This window comes from Streptomyces sp. NPDC000594 (assembly GCF_040299965.1).
Classification (GTDB): domain Bacteria; phylum Actinomycetota; class Actinomycetes; order Streptomycetales; family Streptomycetaceae; genus Streptomyces.
This window is the reverse complement of record NZ_JBEPCY010000075.1, coordinates 1,268-3,219: the sequence shown is the minus strand read 5'-3', so window position 1 is coordinate 3,219 and position 1,952 is coordinate 1,268. Positions and strand designations below refer to the sequence as shown.

Sequence of the window (1,952 nt, the reverse complement as noted above, 5' to 3'; positions counted from 1 at the left end):
CGGTTCCGGGTGTGGATGGGGGTGGGTTGCGGCTGGCTCTGCTGGAGGTCCTGCCCGATTACATGGTGCCCTCCGCGTTCGTGATCGTGGACCGGCTGCCGCTGACGGCGAACGGGAAGCTCGACCGCAAGGCGCTTCCCGCTCCCTGCGGCCCGGACCCCGCCGGCGACCGTGGCGGCGACGGTGACAGTGCCGCCGGTGGCGGTGCTGGTGGGGGTCCGCGTGGTGTGCGGGAGGAGGTGTTGTGCTCGCTGTTCGCGGAGGTGCTGCGGTTGGAGCGGGTGGGTGTCCATGACCGGTTCTTCGAGCTGGGTGGTGACTCGATCACCTCGATCCAGCTGGTGTCGCGGGCCCGGCGTCATGGTCTGGTCCTGCGTCCAAAGGATGTGTTCCTCCATCAGAGTGTCGCCGCGCTGGCGGCCGCCGCGACCTGCGCAACAGACCACGACCAGGACCGGTCCGGTGCCGGTGGTGGGGTGTGGGAGGCGTGGGGGGACATGCCGCTGACGCCGGTGATGCACTGGCTGCTGGGTCTGGGCGGTCCGGTGGACCGGTTCAACCAGTCGGTACTGGTGACGACCCCGCCCGGGGCATCGTACGAGGACATCGACCGTGCGGTGGCGAGTCTGGTCGACCACCACCACAGTCTCCGTGCCCGGCTGGTCCACGACCCCGAACACGACACCCACAGTCTGCGGATCCCGCCCCCGGACACGGTGGCGGGGGCGGTGGCGGGGGCGGCGGAGCGCGGGATCCTGACCCGTGCCGTTCTGCCGGCCGGGCACGACGCCCGTATCTCCGTCCTGGACCGGGAGGTGCAGGGTGCGACGTCGCGGCTGGACCCGAGCGGCGGGCGGATGGTCCAGGCCGTGTTCCTCGACGCCGGCCCCAGTGCGAGCGGGCGGCTCCTGCTGGCCGTTCACCACCTCGCCGTCGACGGTGTGTCCTGGCGGATCCTGCTGCCCGACCTCGCCACCGCCTACCACGCCCACCGCGCCGGCCGCGCCCCCGTCCTCGACCCGGCCGGAACACCGCTGCGGCAGTGGGCCCACCAGCTCACCGAACTCGCCGCGACCCCCGCCGTCCAGGACGAGAGCGGGTACTGGACCAAGGCTCTGAGCCCGGCAGACCCGTCACCCGGGGCACGGCCCCTGGACCCGGCCCGTGACACCACCGCCACCCAGCGCCGTCACACCCACACCCTCGATACCGCTCTCACCCGGGCCCTGATCACCACCGTCCCCGCCGCCTACAACGCCGGCATCAACGACATCCTCCTCACCGCCTTCCACCTCGCCCACACCGAATGGCGGCGCCGTCACGGCCACCCCGCCCACCACGGCACCCTCATCGACCTCGAAACCCACGGCCGCCACGAAACCCACACCGGCGCCGACCTCACCCGCACCACCGGATGGTTCACCACCTTCCACCCCGTCCGCCTGCCCCCCACCCCCACCACCTGGCACGACATCCACACCCACAGCCCCAACCTCACCCACACCATCAAAACCATCAAGGAACACCTCCACACCACCCCCCACGACGGCATCGGCTACGGCCTCCTCCGCCACCTCACCCCCCACCACCCCCTCACCACCCACACCACCCCCCACATCAGCTTCAACTACCTCGGCCGCACCACCACCAACACATCAACCACCAACACACCAAACGACACTGCACCGGGCGAGAACACCGCCGCCGCTGACAGCTCAGCCGGCGGCGACAACACCCCTGCCACCACGGCCGGTTACTTCGCGACCGCTCCCGAGACCCCGCACCTCAACCCCCACGATCCCCACGACCGCATGCCCACCTCCCACACCCTCGCCATCAACGCCGCCACCCACGACCACCCCGACGGCCCCCGCCTCACCACCCACTTCACCTGGCCCGACACCCTCCTCGACCCCACCCACGTCCAGGAACTCGCCGACCTCTACACCCAA

The 1,952-nt window shown here is 71.0% G+C and carries 1 protein-coding gene; it reads left to right on the top strand.

All coding sequences use genetic code 11. From position 1 onward, the window contains the following. Positions 1–26: 26 nt before the first annotated feature. On the top strand, positions 27–1,952 hold a 1,926-nt coding region (locus ABT354_RS37930; protein ID WP_351502616.1), incomplete at its 3' end, for a condensation domain-containing protein.